Source organism: Pseudomonas sp. PDM09 (assembly GCF_014852305.1).
Classification (GTDB): Bacteria; Pseudomonadota; Gammaproteobacteria; order Pseudomonadales; family Pseudomonadaceae; genus Aquipseudomonas.
The window spans coordinates 21,226-38,737 of sequence record NZ_JACVBI010000014.1 but is presented as its reverse complement, the minus strand read 5'-3'; the positions used below and the strand labels follow the sequence as shown (position 1 = coordinate 38,737).

At 59.5% G+C, this 17,512-nt stretch carries 17 protein-coding genes and 1 tRNA gene; 10 read left to right on the top strand and 8 right to left on the bottom strand.

Going from position 1 to position 17,512, the window contains the following annotated elements:
• The first annotated feature begins 65 nt into the window (after positions 1-65).
• From gpmI to IB250_RS27170, 5 genes are all read left to right on the top strand, one after another.
• The gene (gene gpmI, locus IB250_RS27190; RefSeq protein WP_192346675.1) at positions 66-1,595 is read left to right on the top strand and encodes a 2,3-bisphosphoglycerate-independent phosphoglycerate mutase; all 1,530 of its coding nucleotides are present in this window, start codon (positions 66-68) and stop codon (positions 1,593-1,595) included.
• Positions 1,596-1,826: 231 nt separating this feature from the next.
• Positions 1,827-3,119, top strand: coding sequence for a murein hydrolase activator EnvC family protein (locus IB250_RS27185; RefSeq protein ID WP_192346673.1), 1,293 nt, complete (start codon positions 1,827-1,829; stop codon positions 3,117-3,119).
• Positions 3,120-3,153: 34 nt separating this feature from the next.
• Positions 3,154-4,473: a S41 family peptidase gene (locus IB250_RS27180; protein WP_192346672.1), complete on the top strand. Its 1,320-nt coding sequence runs from the start codon at positions 3,154-3,156 to the stop codon at positions 4,471-4,473.
• Position 4,474: 1 nt separating this feature from the next.
• Complete coding sequence (locus tag IB250_RS27175) at positions 4,475-5,272, top strand: divergent polysaccharide deacetylase family protein (RefSeq protein WP_192346670.1); 798 nt, start codon at positions 4,475-4,477, stop codon at positions 5,270-5,272.
• Positions 5,273-5,376: 104 nt separating this feature from the next.
• Complete coding sequence (locus tag IB250_RS27170; protein WP_192346668.1) at positions 5,377-6,615, top strand: trypsin-like serine peptidase; 1,239 nt, start codon at positions 5,377-5,379, stop codon at positions 6,613-6,615.
• Between the two features lie 3 nt (positions 6,616-6,618).
• Here IB250_RS27170 and IB250_RS27165 read toward each other — a convergent pair whose 3' ends face one another.
• The 7 genes from IB250_RS27165 to IB250_RS27135 all read right to left on the bottom strand — a co-directional run bounded on the left by IB250_RS27165 (position 6,619) and on the right by IB250_RS27135 (position 12,432).
• Positions 6,619-7,377: a substrate-binding periplasmic protein gene (locus tag IB250_RS27165; RefSeq protein WP_192346666.1), complete on the bottom strand. Its 759-nt coding sequence runs from the start codon at positions 7,375-7,377 to the stop codon at positions 6,619-6,621.
• A 68-nt stretch (positions 7,378-7,445) separates the two neighbouring features.
• Positions 7,446-8,216, bottom strand: a complete 771-nt coding sequence (gene hisF / locus IB250_RS27160) for an imidazole glycerol phosphate synthase subunit HisF (RefSeq protein WP_007897430.1) — start codon at positions 8,214-8,216, stop codon at positions 7,446-7,448.
• Positions 8,217-8,225: 9 nt separating this feature from the next.
• The gene (hisA, locus tag IB250_RS27155; RefSeq protein WP_192346663.1) at positions 8,226-8,963 is read right to left on the bottom strand and encodes a 1-(5-phosphoribosyl)-5-[(5-phosphoribosylamino)methylideneamino]imidazole-4-carboxamide isomerase; all 738 of its coding nucleotides are present in this window, start codon (positions 8,961-8,963) and stop codon (positions 8,226-8,228) included.
• A gap of 42 nt (positions 8,964-9,005) precedes the next feature.
• Positions 9,006-9,263 carry a DUF2164 domain-containing protein gene (locus IB250_RS27150; RefSeq protein ID WP_046045558.1) on the bottom strand — a complete coding sequence of 86 codons (258 nt, stop codon included), beginning with the start codon at positions 9,261-9,263 and terminating at the stop codon, positions 9,006-9,008.
• Positions 9,264-9,902: an imidazole glycerol phosphate synthase subunit HisH gene (gene hisH / locus IB250_RS27145; protein WP_123500044.1), complete on the bottom strand. Its 639-nt coding sequence runs from the start codon at positions 9,900-9,902 to the stop codon at positions 9,264-9,266.
• Positions 9,902-10,495, bottom strand: coding sequence for an imidazoleglycerol-phosphate dehydratase HisB (gene hisB, locus IB250_RS27140; protein ID WP_007939452.1), 594 nt, complete (start codon positions 10,493-10,495; stop codon positions 9,902-9,904). Before hisB ends, hisH begins: the two co-directional genes overlap by 1 nt.
• Before the next feature lie 272 nt (positions 10,496-10,767).
• The gene (locus IB250_RS27135) at positions 10,768-12,432 is read right to left on the bottom strand and encodes an OFA family MFS transporter (protein WP_192346661.1); all 1,665 of its coding nucleotides are present in this window, start codon (positions 12,430-12,432) and stop codon (positions 10,768-10,770) included.
• A gap of 258 nt (positions 12,433-12,690) precedes the next feature.
• Between IB250_RS27135 and IB250_RS27130 the strand changes: the two genes are divergently transcribed.
• From IB250_RS27130 to IB250_RS27110, 5 genes are all read left to right on the top strand, one after another.
• The gene (locus tag IB250_RS27130; protein ID WP_192346659.1) at positions 12,691-13,095 is read left to right on the top strand and encodes an acetyl-CoA sensor PanZ family protein; all 405 of its coding nucleotides are present in this window, start codon (positions 12,691-12,693) and stop codon (positions 13,093-13,095) included.
• A 77-nt stretch (positions 13,096-13,172) separates the two neighbouring features.
• Positions 13,173-15,407: an AsmA family protein gene (locus IB250_RS27125; protein WP_192346657.1), complete on the top strand. Its 2,235-nt coding sequence runs from the start codon at positions 13,173-13,175 to the stop codon at positions 15,405-15,407.
• Positions 15,404-16,471, top strand: coding sequence for an A/G-specific adenine glycosylase (gene mutY / locus IB250_RS27120; RefSeq protein ID WP_192346655.1), 1,068 nt, complete (start codon positions 15,404-15,406; stop codon positions 16,469-16,471). The genes IB250_RS27125 and mutY overlap by 4 nt, the downstream gene beginning before the upstream one ends.
• Positions 16,468-16,740, top strand: coding sequence for an oxidative damage protection protein (locus IB250_RS27115; protein ID WP_007897448.1), 273 nt, complete (start codon positions 16,468-16,470; stop codon positions 16,738-16,740). Before mutY ends, IB250_RS27115 begins: the two co-directional genes overlap by 4 nt.
• A gap of 103 nt (positions 16,741-16,843) precedes the next feature.
• A tRNA-Phe gene (locus tag IB250_RS27110) sits at positions 16,844-16,919 on the top strand.
• Positions 16,920-17,004: 85 nt separating this feature from the next.
• Here IB250_RS27110 and IB250_RS27105 read toward each other — a convergent pair.
• A complete protein-coding gene (locus IB250_RS27105) occupies positions 17,005-17,454 on the bottom strand; it encodes a carboxypeptidase regulatory-like domain-containing protein (protein WP_192346653.1) in 450 nt (149 codons plus the stop codon).
• Between the last annotated feature and the right edge of the window lie 58 nt (positions 17,455-17,512).

Genomic DNA, 17,512 nt, shown 5'->3' with positions numbered 1-17,512 from the left:
ACTTCGCTTTAAACTCCTACTCCCTTTTCCATCGCCCTCTTTTAATTCAGCCACGAGTGGAATCCATGACTACCACGCCTAAACCTTTGGTCCTGATTATTCTCGACGGCTTCGGTCACAGTGAGAGCCCTGAATCCAACGCCATCTATGCGGCGAAGAAGCCCGTACTGGACCGCCTGTGGGCTACCGTACCGAACGGCCTGATTTCGGGCAGCGGCATGGACGTCGGCTTGCCGGACGGCCAGATGGGCAACTCCGAAGTCGGACACATGAACCTTGGCGCCGGCCGGGTGGTGTATCAGGACTTCACCCGTGTGACCAAAGCGATCCGTGACGGCGAGTTCTTCGAGAACCCGACCATCTGCGCCGCGGTGGATAAAGCCGTTGCTGCCGGCAAAGCCGTGCACTTCATGGGCCTGCTGTCCGAAGGCGGCGTTCACAGCCACCAGGATCACCTGGTCGCCATGGCTGAACTGGCCTACAAGCGCGGCGCCGAGAAAATCTACCTGCACGCGTTCCTTGATGGCCGTGATACGCCACCGAAAAGCGCTCAGTCGTCGATCGAGTTGCTGGACGCGACCTTCGAAGCCCTCGGCAAAGGCCGGATCGCCAGCATCATTGGCCGTTACTACGCCATGGACCGCGACAACCGTTGGGATCGCGTGTCCCAGGCCTACAACCTGATTGTCGATGGCGCCAGCGAATTCAACGCCGCCACCGCACAGGAAGGCCTGCAAGCCGCGTACGAGCGTGGCGAGAGCGACGAATTCGTCAAAGCCACCAGCATCGGTGAACCGGTGAAAGTCGAAGACGGCGACGCCGTAATCTTCATGAACTTCCGCGCCGACCGCGCTCGCGAGCTGACCCGCGTGTTCGTCGAAGACGATTTCAAGGAATTCGAACGCGCTCGCCAGCCAAAACTGGCCGGTTTCGTCATGCTGACCCAATACGCCGCCAGCATCCCCGCGCCGTCGGCGTTCGCCGCGAGCAGCCTGGACAACGTGCTGGGCGATTACCTGGCGAAAAACGGCAAGACGCAGCTGCGCATCGCCGAAACCGAGAAGTACGCCCACGTGACTTTCTTCTTCTCCGGCGGTCGCGAAGAACCGTTCCCGGGCGAAGAACGCATCCTGATCCCGTCGCCGAAAGTCGCTACCTATGACTTGCAGCCCGAGATGAGCGCCCCGGAAGTCACCGACCGCATCGTCGACGCCATCGAAAACCAGCGTTACGACGTGATCGTGGTCAACTACGCCAACGGCGACATGGTCGGCCATAGCGGTGTGTTCGATGCGGCAGTCAAAGCGGTTGAATGCCTGGACCTGTGCGTCGGCCGTATCGTCGATGCGCTGGAAAAAGTCGGCGGCGAAGCCCTGATTACCGCTGACCATGGCAACGTCGAGCAAATGTCCGACGCATCCACTGGCCAGGCGCACACTGCGCATACCACCGAGCCGGTGCCGTTCATCTATGTCGGCAAGCGCGACTTCAAGGTCCGCGACGGCGGCGTGCTGGCGGATGTGGCACCAACCATGCTGATGTTGCTGGGGCTTGAGAAACCTGTGGAAATGACCGGGACTTCGATTCTGGTGTAACCCGCCCTATCAAAAACCGCCAAAACCCTGTGGGAGCGGGCTTGCTCGCGAATGCGGTGTATCAGTCGACATCAACGCTGCCTGACACACCGCATTCGCGAGCAAGCCCGCTCCCACATTGGTTTTGCGGTGTTTTTCTGTCCAGTTATCACACAGCCCCAATTGGGCATTTTTTTTGCTGCGCTTGGCGGGCATACTAGGCCGTCCCTTTCCCTGGTGTCGCCCGCCTCTATGCTTCGCGTCCTGATAGCCCTTGCCCTGACTTGCCTGCTTCAACCGGCCTTTGCCGACGAGCGCACGCAAACCCAACAACAGTTGGACGCCACGCGTCAGGACATTGCCGAGCTGAAAAAATTGCTGGGTAAACTCCAGGAAGAAAAATCCGGGGTGCAAAAAGACCTCAAGGGCACCGAAACCGAGATAGGCAAGCTCGAGAAGCAGGTCGAAGCCCTGCAAAAAGAGCTGAAGAAAAGCGAATCCGAGCTGCAGCGACTCGATGCCGAGAAAAAAAAACTCCAGAGCGCGCGCATTGAACAGCAACGACTGATCGCCATCCAGGCCCGCGCGGCCTATCAGAATGGGCGTCAGGAATACCTCAAGCTGCTGCTCAACCAGCAGAACCCGGAAAAATTCGCTCGCACCCTCACCTATTACGACTATCTGAGCCAGGCCCGCCTGGAGCAGCTGAAGAATTTCAACGAAACCCTGCGCCAACTCGCCAATGTCGAAAAAGACATCGCCATGCAGCAGGCGCAATTGCTGGTGCAGAAAAGCAGCCTCGACAGCCAGCGCGACGAACTCGACAAGGTCCGCAAGGAGCGCCAGCAAGTCCTGGCCAAACTCAGCGACGACGTGAAGGCCCGCGATCAGAAACTGGCGGCGCGCGAGCAGGATCAGGCGGACCTGTCTAAAGTCCTTAAAACCATCGAAGAAACCTTGGCCCGTCAGGCCCGAGAGGCAGAAGAGGCGCGGCAAAAAGCGCTGATCGCCCAGCAGGAAGCCGAAAAAAAGCGTTTACGTGAGGCTCAGGCTGAAGCAGATGCCACTGACGCCCCACGCAAAACTGTTAAATCGACACCCGGCGCATTGGTTTCAAGTTCAGGCGAAACCTTTGGCGGCCCCTTTGCTTCCACCCGCGGCAAACTTCCATGGCCGGTTGATGGTCGACTGCTGGCGCGCTTCGGTGAAAGCCGTGGTGACGATGCCCGCACCAAATGGGACGGCGTGATGATCAGCGCCTCCGCCGGCAGCCAGGTGCATGCCGTTCACGGCGGCCGCGTGGTGTTTGCCGATTGGTTACGAGGCGCCGGGTTGCTGGTGATCCTCGACCACGGCAACGGTTTTTTGAGTCTTTACGGTCACAACCAGACGCTGCTCAAGTCTGCGGGTGACGTGGTAAAAGCCGGTGAGTCCATCTCCACTGTCGGTAGCAGTGGCGGGCAGGACACACCAGCGCTGTATTTCGCTATTCGTCAGCAGGGTCACCCAAGTGATCCAGCGCAATGGTGTCGCGCGCAAGGATAGGCGTTGAGTCACCTACATTAGGAGTTCGTTCGACATGCTGTATTTGTCCCGCCTTACCTCGCTGGCCCTGACGATTGCCCTGGTCATCGGCGCACCGTTGGCGTTTGCCGCTGAGCCTGCCCCGGTGGTCGCACCTGCAGGCACTGCTGCGACCACCAAGGCGCCATTGCCGCTGGACGAGTTGCGCACTTTTGCCGAAGTCATGGACCGGATCAAGGCCGCCTATGTGGAACCGGTGGACGACAAGACCCTGCTCGAAAACGCCATCAAAGGCATGCTCAGCAACCTCGACCCGCACTCCGCGTACCTCGGCCCGGAAGACTTCGCTGAATTGCAGGAAAGCACCAGCGGCGAATTCGGCGGCCTGGGCATCGAAGTCGGCGCCGAAGACGGTTTCATCAAAGTGGTTTCGCCCATCGATGACACCCCGGCCTCCAAGGCTGGCATTCAGGCCGGCGACTTCATCGTCAAGATCAACGGCCAGCCGACTCGCGGCCAAAGCATGACCGAAGCCATCGACAAGATGCGCGGCAAGATCGGCCAGAAGATCACCCTGACCCTGGTACGCGATGGCGGTGCGCCGTTCGACGTGACCCTGGTCCGCGCCATCATTCAAGTGAAGAGCGTGAAGAGCCAGCTGCTGGAATCCGGCTACGGCTACATCCGCATCACCCAGTTCCAGGTCAAGACCGGCGAAGAGGTCTCCAAGGCCCTGGTCAAGCTGCGCAAGGACAACGGCAAGAAGCTCAGCGGCATCGTCCTCGACCTGCGTAACAACCCGGGCGGCGTGCTGCAATCGGCGGTGGAAGTGGTCGACCATTTCATCACCAAAGGCCTGATCGTCTACACCAAGGGCCGTATCGCCAACTCCGAATTGCGCTTCTCCGCCACCGGCAAGGACGAAAGCGAAGCCGTGCCAATGGTCGTGCTGATCAACGGCGGCAGTGCCTCGGCCTCGGAAATTGTTGCCGGCGCCCTGCAGGATCAGAAACGCGCCGTGGTCATGGGCACCACCAGTTTCGGCAAAGGCTCGGTGCAGACCGTGTTGCCGCTGAACAACGAGCGCGCACTGAAAATCACCACGGCGCTGTACTACACGCCGAACGGCCGCTCGATCCAGGCTCAGGGCATCGTCCCGGACATCGAAGTGCGCAGGGCCAAGATCACCAACGAGCAGGACGGCGAATACTTCAAGGAAGCCGATCTGCAAGGTCACTTGGGCAATGGCAACGGCGGCGCCGATAAACCGACCGGTTCCGGTGGCAAAGCCAAGGCCATGCCGCAGGATGACGATTACCAGTTGGCCCAGGCCCTGAGCCTGCTCAAAGGGCTGAGCATCACCTCCGGCCGCTGAGATGCGCCTGCGATTGCTCCTCGGTCTGCTGTGTTGTCTGGCGGGTGTCGCTCACGCGGCGCCTGCCACGATGGCGGCCACACCGGCGAAGGCTTATCTGAGCCTGATCATCGATGACCTGGGGCAGAACCTGCTTCAGGATCGCCGCGTGCTGGCGCTGCCCGGCCCGGTCACTGCGGCAATCATGCCCGACACCCCCCACGCCACCGAGTTCGCCCGCGAAGCACATCGCGCCGGCAAGATCGTCATCCTGCACATGCCCATGGCCCCGGCCACCGGGCCGTTCGCCTGGCATCCCGAGTTGCCCATCGAAGAACTCGAGAAGCGCTTGAACGCGGCGTTCAAGGCTGTGCCGTATACCGCTGGTATCAACAACCACATGGGCAGCCGCATGACCGCCCAGCAACCGGCCATGGCCTGGCTGATGGCCGACTTGCAGCGTCGACACAAGTTCTTCGTCGACAGCCGCACCAGTGCACAAACCGTGGCCGCCGCCGAGGCGCAGAAGATCGGTTTGGCGAGCGTTTCGCGGGATGTGTTCCTCGATGACGAGCCCACTGAAGCCGCGATTTTCACTCAGCTACAAACGGCTATCAGCCTGGCGCGCAAGCAGGGTTCTGCGGTGATGATCGGGCATCCGTATCCGCAGACATTGGCGGTGCTTGAACGTGAATTGCCCAAGCTCAAGGCTCAGGGCATTGACTGGATCGATATCCAACAAATGATCAGCGTGCGTGGCAATCGCGCGACGGCGGCACATGGCAAGGATGGCCAGTACCGCCTCCCGACCGCCCGGTAATTGCTCGCAGCCCACTCCATTTCGCGATAACTATTTATACCTGTCGGCACACAGACGCGTGCCACGATAGCGCTCACCCCGAATTTCATCACCAAGGAATGGACATGAAATATCTCAGCTTGTTTTGCTTCACCGGCCTGATTGGCCTGCTGGCTATTTCCGCCGTGCAGGCCCGCGACCTGGGCGAAGGCGCTATCAACGACTCACCGTCAAGGGCACTGCAAAACAGCAAACATTTTTATGAAATCTGGAGCGGCGTGGGACGACTCAGTCTCCACTCGGGCGAGACTTGCAGCGCCGTTCTACTGGATACGCGAAACAGGCAAGGCCGGGCCACCGGCCCTGCTTACCTGCTCACCAGCGGTCATTGCGTATTCTTTGGGTACGGTTCGGCGCGGACCAATCTGCCTTTGAAAGCCAGCGTCACCTTCCGCTACTTTCATGACGTACCACAGCGTAAGCGCCAATACGCCATCCGAACTGCCCGATGGAGCAGTCTGGTCGGGACCGATCTTGCAGTACTGGAGGTAGACGCAACATTGGCGTCGCTGATACAGGCCGGGATCAACCCGCTCAAGCTGGCCTCCCATCAAACCTACGAAAGTCAGAATGCGCTTAACGTTGGCGCGCCGGGCGGCTTTACCGAACAGGGGCTTCGATTGAGCGCCTGTGCTGAACAAACCGCCGGAACGTTTATCGATCACCCCGGGGTTTTCCCTTTGGCCATGAAAAACAGCTGCGATCTTCACGCTGGCAGCTCCGGTAGCCCGATGCTGAACCGCCGCACCAATGAAATCACCGGCATCGTCAGTAAAGTCGGGATCTCGCGCAATACCCCGGCGCCGCCCGATTGTGAACACTCGACGTCTTGCAAGGCCGCCCGTTTCAACTACAGCTACTCGGCCAACTTCCTGCACAAGTGCTTTATTGACGGTGTTTTTACCCGCGATGGGGCGCAGTGTTCGTTGGAGCCGGTCGAACTGACTGTCATGGAGCCCTGGAAGCTCAAGTCATACGTTTATAGAACGCAAAATGCGGATGAGCAGATCGTATTGCCTACGTGGGACTTCAGGTTCTCCCTCGAGGCGCCCTTCTACCGCTACAAAACGGTCCATAACGCTCGGGATTGTCAGGCGCCACGCAACTATAGCGCCGCCATCAGCGCTGAAGATGCTTACATCAATACTGAAATCGGGCCACAAAGCGGCGCCTATGCGCTCTGTATTATCGGTGTCACCTCACGGGAACAGCAGCTGACAAGGGCGACATTGAATAACGTGTTTACAAGTGCCATGTACTTGAGCGCGACGCCGGACGCTGCGTTTCAGACCCCATCGAGGTAATGGCTACAGATAGCGCCCCATGATGTCATCAACAATGCCTTCCTTGCGCAGTTGATCCAGCGCGGCTTGCAGCTTGGCGACGGTTTCGTCCGGCACGTCCTTGTTCAGCGCCAGGTAGAGCTCGGCGCTGTTGAAGCGCAGCACGGTCTTGAGCCCGTTCACGCCTTCCTGGCGCGCCAGGTAGCGGCCTGCCGGGTCACCCGTGGCCCACAGATCAATCTGGCCGTTGACCAGTTTTTTTGCATTGTCCTGATCCCGCAGCACAACAATCGGTTTCAATCCTTGCTTGGCCAGTGTCTCGGCAATCGCATCGCCCTTGTAGGCGCCGATCTTGTATTTGCGCGCCTGCTCCAGCGACTCGAGGGTGATCTTGCTATCGGCCTTGGCCAGCAGGATCCAGTCGTCCGGGCCGATAGGGCCGACCCACTTGAAGAGTTTCTCGCGGTCCGGCAACCGTGCCATCACGAACACGCCATAGCCAGGTTTTTCCAGGGCGAGTTTGTAGATTCGCTCCCAAGGGAAACGCAGTGTCAGGCTGTAGGTAATGTCGGCGCGTTTGAACATCTCGCGGACGATATCCACGGCGATGCCATTGATATTCTCGTCCTGAGCAAAATTCTTGCCGTTCTTCGCCATGTTGTACGGCGGGAAGTTTTCCGTCAGCAACACCAGACCGGTGCCGGGATTTTCTTCGGCGTGAACTCCGTTGATGAACAACAACAGAGAAGCGCTGGCGAGGACAAGAAGAAGACGTTTAAGCATGTCGGGCTACCGGAATCCATGGCGTGCCCAAGAGTGCCTTGAGCCCGCCATACTGTCCACTGGCCTGTTTAACGCATCACGATGCCGCGATGAGCCATGTAAGCCTTGGCTTCCTGCACGGTGTATTCGCCGAAGTGGAAAATACTCGCCGCCAGCACCGCACTGGCGTGGCCTTCGAGGATGCCGTCGGCCAAGTGCTGCAAGTTGCCAACACCGCCGGACGCGATCACCGGAATCCCCAGCGCATCACTGATGGCGCGGGTGACACCCAGGTCGAAGCCGTTTTTCATGCCGTCCTGGTCCATGCTGGTCAGCAAGATTTCGCCGGCCCCCAAGCCTTCCATCTTCTTCGCCCACTCAACGGCGTCAAGGCCGGTTGGCTTGCGACCGCCATGGGTGAAGATTTCCCAGCGCGGGGTTTCGCCCGGACCGGACACTTTCTTCGCGTCGATGGCGACGACGATGCACTGCGAGCCGAAATGCTGGGCCGCTTCGCCGACGAATTCCGGGTTGAACACTGCTGCGGTGTTGATCGAGACCTTGTCCGCACCGGCATTGAGCAAGTTACGGATGTCCTGCACGGTACGCACGCCGCCGCCAACGGTCAGCGGGATGAACACCTGGCTGGCCATGCGTTCGACGGTATGCAGCGTGGTGTCGCGACCGTCGACGCTGGCGGTGATGTCGAGAAAGGTAATCTCGTCGGCACCTTGCTCGTCGTAACGACGGGCGATTTCCACCGGGTCGCCGGCGTCGCGAATATTCTCGAACTTGACGCCCTTGACCACCCGGCCGTTATCCACGTCCAGGCAAGGGATGATGCGTTTGGCCAGCGCCATGGTGAGTCCTCAGCCTTTGTACGAATCGCAGAAAGCTTGCGCTTGCGCGACATCGAGGGTGCCTTCGTAGATCGCCCGGCCGGTGATGGCGCCGATGATGCCTGGCGCCTTGGCGTCGAGCAGCGACTTGATGTCACCCAGATTGTGGATACCGCCGGAAGCGATCACCGGAATCTTCGTCGCCGCGGCCAAAGCGGCGGTGTACGAAACGTTGCAGCCCTGCATCATGCCGTCTTTGGCGATGTCGGTATAAACGATCGCGGACACGCCGTCGGCCTCGAATTGCCTGGCCAGGTCGATCACCTGAATGGTGCTGATTTCAGCCCAGCCGTCGGTGGCGACAAAACCGTCTTTGGCATCCAGACCGACGATCACTTTGCCCGGGAACGCGCGGCAGGCTTGCGCAACGAAAGCCGGATCTTTCACGGCTTTGGTGCCGATGATCACGTAGCTCACGCCCGCTTTCACGTAGTGTTCAATGGTTTCCAGCGAGCGGATACCGCCGCCGATCTGAATCGGCAGGTTCGGGTAGCGCTTGGCGATGGCGGTGACTACTTCGCCGTTGACCGGCTGGCCTTCGAAAGCACCGTTCAGGTCGACCAGATGCAGACGGCGGCAACCGCCTTCCACCCACTTGGCAGCCATGCTCACCGGGTCATCGGAGAACACCGTGGAATCTTCCATGCGGCCCTGGCGCAGACGAACACAGGCACCGTCTTTAAGATCGATAGCGGGAATAATCAGCATCTGGCAAACCTTCAAATTCGAGTGTTCAGCTTGGCTCGGAAATCAGTTTTTCTCGAGCGCCCACAGGTCGCTTTCGATGCTTTCGAACCTCTCTTTGAGGTGCGTCTGCACATCGAAAATCGCCCTGTTGTAATAGTGCGGAGCAATTTCGCGGGTAAACAGCTCAAGGATTTCAGCCGCTTCGAACGAACCCAGGTCCAGCTCGAAGCGATCCTCCATGAAGCGTTTGATCTTGTGATTGGCCTCGTTCTCCTGCTCGGGAGTGAGGGTCAGGATCGGCGGCTTCTTTTTGGCAGCCATTTACCAGCGACCATCCCACGCCGCGAAGTTCTGCAGTAATTGCAAGCCATGGGTATGGCTCTTCTCAGGGTGGAACTGCACGGCGAAACGCGAGCCGTCGGCCAGCGCTGCGGCGAAATCGACACCGTAGTGACCGCTACCCACCACCTGCCGCGCATTGCCGGCAGCGATGTAGTAGCTGTGCACGAAGTAGAAACGCGCCAGGTCCGGAATGTTGTGCCACAGCGGGTGTTCTACCGTCTGCTTCACTTCGTTCCAGCCCATGTGCGGCACTTTCAAGTGTTCGCCGTCTTCGTGCAAATCCTTGCCGAAGAACTTCACCTGACCCGGGAACAGGCCAATGCAGTCCACGCCATCGTTCTCTTCGCTGCTGTCGAGCAAGGCTTGCATGCCCACGCAGATGCCGAGGAACGGACGGTCCTGGCTGACTTCACGCACCAGCGAGTCGAAGCCCAGGCGACGGATCTCCGCCATGCAATCGCGAATCGCACCGACGCCGGGAAATACCACGCGATCGGCTTCGCGAATCACATCGGCATCGCTGGTGATCAGCACCTTGCCGGCACCGACGTGCTCGAGGGCCTTGGCCACCGAGTGCAGGTTGCCCATGCCGTAATCGATAACCGCGACCGTCTGCATTACAGAACGCCTTTGGTCGACGGCATCTGACCGGCCATGCGGTCATCCAGCTCTACGGCCATGCGCAGGGCGCGGCCGAAAGCCTTGAACACGGTCTCGATCTGGTGGTGGGTGTTGTGCCCACGCAGATTGTCGATGTGCAGGGTGACGTTGGCGTGGTTGACGAAGCCCTGGAAAAATTCCTGGAACAGGTCAACGTCGAAACCGCCGACGGTCGCGCGGGTATAAGGAACATGCATCTGCAGGCCAGGACGACCGGAGAAGTCGATCACCACACGCGACAGCGCTTCATCGAGCGGCACGTAGGCGTGGCCGTAGCGACGGATGCCTTTCTTGTCGCCGATGGCTTTGGTGAAGGCTTGACCCAAGGTGATACCGACGTCTTCCACCGTGTGGTGGTCGTCGATATGCAGGTCGCCCTTGCTGACAATATCCAGGTCGATCAGCCCGTGACGGGCGATCTGGTCCAGCATGTGCTCAAGAAAAGGTACACCGATATCAAATCGGGCCTTTCCGGTGCCATCCAGGTTGATCGAGGCTTTGATCTGGGTTTCCAGAGTGTCGCGCTCGACAGACGCCATACGTTCGGCCATCACCAGCTCCGCAAAAATCATTGGGGCGAAAAAGGCAGCCATTATAGGGTCGCGGGCGCTAAACAGAAACACGGGAGGTGATATGACTGACGGAGTGAATCCAGTGCTACCAGCGATGTACATGTCAGTACAAGCATCCCAAGACCACTGATCGCTCCCACGCTCTGCGTGGGAGTGCAGCCCTGGACGCTCCGCGTCCGCTCTGACTGTGACGCGGAGCGTCACGGGAGGCATTCCCACGCAGAGCGTGGGAACGATCAGAGTCAGGGAATTTAGTGGAACAGTACTGCCGTTTTCTGCAGCGTCACCCAAACACCCCACGCCAACGGAATACCCACCACCAGCCATGCAGCCACTGCCAAAGGCTTGGTACCCGCATCCGCTTTCCACTCCAGCACAGTGCTGGCGTCAGCACCTTTGTCGTGGCCCAGCGCTTGTTCGGCGGCCAGTTCGGCCTCGGTCATGAAGTACTTGTCGGCCACCGGACGCACCAGCAGGTTGCAGATGAAACCCAGCACCAGCAGGCCCGCGAGGATGTACAGGGTGATGTCGTATGCCGCAGCGCGTTCAACGCCAATGCTCAGCTGATATTCACGCAGGTAGTTCACCAACACCGGCCCCAACACACCCGCCGCCGCCCACGCCGTCAGCAGACGACCGTGGATCGCGCCGACCATTTGCGTACCGAACAGGTCAGCCAGATACGCCGGCACCGTCGCAAAACCACCGCCGTACATCGACAGGATGATGCAGAACGCCGCCACGAACAGCGCGACGCTGCCCAGATGACCGAGGTTCGGGATCAGTGCGTACAGCGCGAAACCCAGGGCGAAGAATACAAAGTAGGTGTTCTTGCGACCCAGGTAGTCCGAGAACGAGGCCCAGAAGAACCGGCCACCAATGTTGAACAAGCTCAGCAAACCGGTGAAACCGGCCGCAATCGCTGCGATCGAGGCCAGTTGCCCGGCGTCCAGCTGACCAAACGTCTGGTCGGTGCCGAGCAATTTACCGGCGAAGACTTCCTGCAACAGCGGCGAAGCCATGCCGAGGATACCGATACCCGCCGAAACGTTCAGGCACAACACCAGCCACACCAGACGGAATTGCGGGGTCTTCCACGCCACATTCACGTGCACGTGACGGTGAGTGATCATCGCGTTCGAGGCTTTTTTTGCCGGAGCAGTCCAGCCTTCAGGCTTCCAGCCGGTTGGCGGAACGCGGTAGGACAGCGCGCCTCCGATCATGAACACGAAGTAGATCGCGGCCATTACCAGGAAGCTCTGCCATACGCCCACGCTGGTTGGCGAAGCGAAGTGCCCCATCAGCGCTGCTGCCAGTGGAGCACCCACCATCGCGCCTCCACCGAAGCCCATGATCGCCATGCCTGTGGCCATACCGCGCTTGTCCGGGAACCACTTGATCAGGGTCGAGACCGGCGAGATGTAACCCAGCCCCAGGCCGATACCACCAATGACCCCGGAGCCGATCCACATCAGCCAGATCTGGTGGGTATAGACCCCCAGCGCCGAAATCAGCAGACCGCCACACCAGCACAGTGCCGACACAACACCGGCCTTGCGAGGACCTGCGTGTTCCAGCCAGCCGCCCCAGATCGCTGCCGAGCAGCCAAGGAAGATGAAGAACAGGGTGTAGATCCAGCCGAGCATCGAGATCGGCCAGTCGCATTGAGACGAAAAGACCTGAGCGATGAAGCTCATGTCCGGCGCGCAAGTCACAGCCTTGGTGACGCCCAGGGCTTTGGACAACGGCAACCAGAACACCGAAAAGCCGTAAGCCATGCCGATGCACAGGTGGATGGCCAGAGCGGCCGGTGGTACCAGCCAACGGTTGAAACCGGGCCTGGCGATGATGCGTTCCTTGGACAGGAACGCGGGCTGGTCGGCTTTGATGCCGTCCGCCGTGATGCTCGTAGTCATGGTGTTTCCCCCAATTATTAGTATTGTTCGCCAGCCGTACTTCACCCCCAGTCTTAATGCACGCAGGCATGACTTTTTTTAGGTGAAGCTCCATTTTGGTGCGACATCACGTCGCAGAAGGGACGGACGAACGGGCAGAGGTTACCATTTGCAGGTGACAGAAAAACCAAACTGATATCACCTTTTTGTATGTCGTCTGTTCTCGTACAACTCGAGAAAATACATTTTCACGCGGATTAACTTTTCAAAGGAGGCGCCATGCCGATCATTGTCGAGCTGCTGAACCAAGCCACTTACCAGGATCAGCAAGATCTGCAGAAGATCTACCGCGATGCTCCGGACTGGCTGTTTGCCCCATTCGCCGGGGATTTGCAGCTGATCGAAAGCTGCCTGCTGGACGGCTCGCTGATCGCCGGCCGCTTCAATGATCGACTGTTAGGAGCGGCACGCCTGCAACGGCACCAGGATGTCTGGCACCTGTCCCAACTATGCGTACGAAAAATCACCCGTCGCCGTGGCGTTGCCGAGCGTCTGGTGAACGAAGCGCAGAAAATGGCGTCGCAATCGGGCGCGACATTGCGGCTGTTGGCACCCGCCGGACACCTCGAAGCTCAAGCGCTGGCGGCTAAGCTGAAGGTGCCGCTGGATGAGCTCCCGACGTGATCGCTGACCGGTCGGCCACTTCGGAGCGCTATACTCCCCGGCTAAATTTCGAATTCGACTAATACAAGGACTCGCCCATGAAAGCGTTCGGCAAAATCCTGGGTCTGGTACTTCTCGGGCTGTTGCTGATCATTGTGGCGCTGGGCTTTGCCCTGACCCACCTCTTCGATCCCAACGACTATAAAGACGAGATTCGCCAGATTGCCCGCGACAAGGCCCACATCGAGCTGACGCTCAATGGCGATATCGGCTGGAGCCTGTTTCCCTGGCTGGGCCTGGAATTGCACGAAGCCAGTGTTGCGACCCTGGCCAAGCCTACCGAACCGTTCGCCGACTTGCAGATGCTCGGCCTGTCGGTCCGCGTGATTCCGCTGCTGCGCCGCGAAGTCCAGATGAGCGATGTGCGCGTCGAAGGCCTGAACCTGCGCCTGAATCGCGACAAGGATGGCCACGGCAATTGGGAAGACATCGGCAAGGTCCCGGCGCCTGCCACCCCGAGCACCTCGGCCAAGCCGCCCGCCGCCACCGGCGAACCTGCGCCAGCGACTACCGCTCAGGCAGAAAAACCGGCCCAGCCGATCCGCCTGGACATCGACAGCCTGACCGTCAACAACGCCCGCGTTGAGTACAGCGACGAGAAAACCGGCAAGCAGTTCAGCGCCGAAAGCATCCAGCTGAGCACCGGCCCGGTTCATGACTCGACCAACATCCCGGTCAAACTCACCGCGTTCCTCGGTACCAACCAACCGGTTCTGCGGGTGCGGACCGAGCTGGCCGGCGAGTTGCGTTTCGAGCGGGCGCTGCAGCGCTACAAATTCGAAGACATGAAACTCTCCGGTGAAGTCGCAGGCGATCCGCTGCAAGGCAAGACCATGACCTTCGCCGCTCAAGGTCAGCTGCTGCTGGATAAGGCCGCCAACGTCGCCGAATGGACCGGCATCAAAATCTCCGCCAACCAGCTGCGCGCCTTGGGTGAACTGAAGGCCAACGACCTGGACAAGACCCCGCAAATCAGCGGCGGCCTGTCGATTGCCCAGTTCGATCTGGCGAAATTCGTCGACAGCATCGGCCAGAAACTCCCGGCGATGGCCGAAGGCAGCCTGAGCAAAGTCGAGCTGGCCAGCCAGGTTGCCGGCACGCCGACCAGTTTGTCCCTCGATAACCTCAACCTGAAACTCGACGACAGCACTTTCAGCGGCCGCATTGCTGTCGAGGACTTCGCCAAGCAATCGCTGCGACTGAACCTCAAGGCTGACACCTTCAACGTCGATCGTTACTTGCCACCAAAATCCGCCGAAGCCAACAGCGCGAAACAGGTGCGTCAGGCTGAAGTGGCCAACACCGAGAATGAGGCCATGGCCGGCGCAGGCAGCTCACCGCTGCCACCCTCACCGACCAAAGGCCCGTGGAGCACCGAACGTCTGTTGCCGGTGGAGCGTCTGAGCAAACTCGATGTGAACGCCGACCTGACCTTCGGCCAGCTGACCCTCGACAAACTGCCGATTCAGAACGCTGCCCTCAAGGCCACAGGCCTTGGCGGCCTGCTGACGCTGGAGAACCTGCGCGGCGACCTGTACGACGGCAACTTCGAAGCCAAAGGTACCCTGGACGTGCGCCAGCAAGTGCCGGCGCTGAACATGCAGACGCGCATCAGCAAAGTGCCTGTAGAAAAAATCCTCGAAAGCCAGGGAAAAAATCCCCCGGTTCAAGGCCTGGTTACGCTCGATAGCGCGCTGACCAGCAGCGGCAATAGCCAGAGCGTGCTGATCGATAACCTCAATGGCAATGCCAGTTTCGTTATCAACAATGGCGTACTGCTCAATGCCAATCTTGAGCAGCAACTGTGCAAAGGCATCGCCACCCTGAATCGCAAAACCCTCACCGGCGAGCCACGGGGCAAGGACACACCGTTCGAGGAGCTCAAGGGCAACCTGATTTTCCACAACGGCGTGGCCAGTAACCAGGACCTGAAAGTGCGCATCCCGGGCATGACCGTCAACGGTAACGGCGACATCGACCTGCGAGTGCTGGGCATGGATTACCGCGTCGGCGTGATCGTCGAAGGCGACAAGAGCGATATGCCGGATCCTGCCTGTCAGGTCAGCGAGCGCTTCATCGGTATCGAGTGGCCACTGCGCTGCCGTGGCCCGCTGGAACTGGGTGCCAAGGCTTGCCGCGTCGACAACGAACGCATGGGACAAGTCGCGAGCAAACTGGCTGGCGAGCGGATCAGCGAAAAAATCGACGAGAAGCTTGGCGATAAAGTCAGCCCGGAACTGAAAAACGCGCTCAAGGGGCTGTTCAAGCGATGAAAGCCGAGCAGTTTTCAACGGCGGTGCTGGATTGGTACGACCGCCACGGCCGCCACGATTTGCCTTGGCAGCAGGGCATCACCCCTTACCGGGTGTGGGTCTCGGAAATCATGTTGCAGCAAACCCAGGTCAGCACTGTGCTGAACTACTTCGACCGTTTCATGGCCTCGCTGCCGACGGTCGAAGCCCTGGCCGCTGCGCCGGAAGACGAAGTGCTGCACCTGTGGACCGGTCTCGGTTATTACACCCGCGCGCGCAACTTGCAGAAGACCGCGAAGATTATCGTTGCCGAATATGGGGGCGAGTTTCCCCGTGATGTGGAAAAGCTCACAGATCTGCCGGGTATCGGCCTGTCCACCGCTGGCGCGATTGCCAGCCTGAGCATGGGCCTGCGGGCGCCGATCCTCGATGGCAACGTCAAACGGGTGCTGGCGCGCTTTACCGCGCAAGAGGGTTATCCGGGCGAGCCCAAGGTTGCCAAACAGCTGTGGGCCAACGCTGAGCGCTTTACGCCACATGATCGGGTCAACGCCTACACCCAGGCGATGATGGACCTGGGCGCCACGCTCTGCACCCGCAGCAAACCGAGCTGCCTGCTCTGCCCGCTGGAAAAGGGCTGCGAGGCGCACATGCTTGGCCTGGAAACCCGCTACCCGATTCCCAAACCACGCAAAGCCGTGCCACAGAAGCGCACGCTGATGCCGATGCTCGCCAACGGTGAAGGGGCAATTCTGCTTTACCGTCGCCCTTCCACGGGCCTGTGGGGCGGTCTCTGGAGCCTGCCGGAACTCGACGACCTCGACGACCTGCAACATCTGGCTTCGCAGCACTCGCTGGAACTGGGCGACCAACAGCCACTGCCGAGCCTGGTACACACCTTCAGCCACTTTCAGTTATCCATCGAACCCTGGCTGGTTCAGGTCCAGGAGGCTGGCCATCACGTGGCCGAGGCCGACTGGCTCTGGTATAACCTCGCCACCCCGCCGCGCCTGGGCCTTGCCGCCCCGGTCAAAACCTTGCTCGAACGCGCGGCCGCCGTATTGAACGCAGGAGAGTCGTCATGACCCGCACCATCATGTGCCGCAAGTACAAAGAAGAATTGCCCGCCCTGGAGCGCGCTCCATTTCCGGGTGCAAAAGGTCAGGACATTTTTGACCACGTCTCGGCCAAGGCCTGGGCCGACTGGCAGAAACACCAGACCCTGCTGATCAACGAAAAACGCCTGAACATGATGAACGCCGAAGACCGCAAATATCTGCAGGGCGAGATGGACAAGTTCTTTTCCGGCGAGGAATACGCCAAGGCTGAAGGCTACGTTCCGCCGGCTGAATAATCCCGCTTTTTCGGGGGGTGGATCGTAAGCGACGGTAATAATTAAAATTTTTTTGAAAACTTTCTTGACGACCCCCTGAAAAACCAGTTTAATGCGCCCCGTTGCCCAGATAGCTCAGTCGGTAGAGCAGGGGATTGAAAATCCCCGTGTCGGCGGTTCGATTCCGTCTCTGGGCACCAAATACCGAAAACCCTGAATCGCAAGATTCAGGGTTTTTTTATGCCCGCGATTTGATCAGACGTCGCGCAAGTCGTCTCTCTTCGGCTAGTTTTCAGTCCCCCAGTGGAAGACCAGATTGCGAGCGGCACCGCTGCCTACATCCGCCGTATCACGCCGCACCTCACCCTTATGTGTCGCGACAACGGTGTACTTGCCGGCAGGCAGCTGAACGTAAACCAGCGGCCCAGCCTCACTCAGCGTCAGCACGGGTTGTCCTGCCGCTTTTTCAATGACCACATCCACATCGGGAACGTATTCATCCTTAGGCCCGGTAGAAAAGGTCATGTGCAGGTTGTAGCCCTGCGTTTGTTGGATAGCTTTAGCCTCATCCTCTCCGATACCGCCGGACAGGTAGGTAATCCCGTTTTGCTGTTGCTGCTGGACTTGCACGCCTGAGGGATCGATCGGTTCAAGACTGGCGGCGTTAAGCACGACTGGAAACATCATTACGCCGACGGCGGCGATGGGCAGCATGAATGAATGGACGTTCTTCATGATGGCGACTCCCGGGTTGCTCAGAACCCAATCGTTACTCTTTTTAGATTTGTTACCG